Source organism: Lactiplantibacillus sp. YT640, from assembly GCF_049745435.1.
Lineage (GTDB): Bacteria > Bacillota > Bacilli > Lactobacillales > Lactobacillaceae > Lactiplantibacillus > Lactiplantibacillus plantarum.
Genome location: NZ_JBMNVY010000097.1, coordinates 1 through 503, shown reverse-complemented (window position 1 = coordinate 503; position 503 = coordinate 1). Strand labels below are relative to the sequence as shown.

1 protein-coding gene is annotated in these 503 nt (G+C 39.2%); it reads left to right on the top strand.

Annotation, left to right across the window (positions count from 1 at the left end; translation table 11 throughout):
- Positions 1 to 186 (top strand): hypothetical protein (locus tag ACOV1R_RS16090; RefSeq protein ID WP_424744347.1); only part of this gene is annotated, 186 nt, incomplete at its 5' end.
- Positions 187 to 503: the final 317 nt, after the last annotated feature.

Below are 503 nucleotides of genomic sequence, written 5' to 3'. Positions count from 1 at the left end.
GCGAAACCACAAAATTGGGTTACGAAACAGACAGATTATTTAGTGGTTGGGTTAATTGAGACGGCTTTAGGTGAGGAGCCCATCACAAAAAAGTTATTGACGGGAACACCAACGATTTCAGAACGGGATTTTTTGGACTGGTGTCAGACAAGATTGGCGCAATGGTCTAGGAGTTTAGGCGGTTAAATTCACAAAGTGAGTTTAATGATTTTTTGGGGATTTTTCATCTAGACCACTCCTCTCCCGTCAAATTTCACAAAGGCCAAATAACGGATCGTTGTTTTATCAGGGAGTGAGGGGGTTACTTGGGATAAGCCGCCTTATGTTAACTAGCTTAAAATAGTGTTATAATTAAGCTTGTGCTGTTGACATGACACACTACTTTTATTTACTTAATTGCACAATAAAAAGGCCTACCCAATTGAGGATAGACCTTTTTACTTTATTCAGCTTTGTCATCTACTTTAATCTCAGCACTAGTTGAGGTCACATTAGAAACGTTC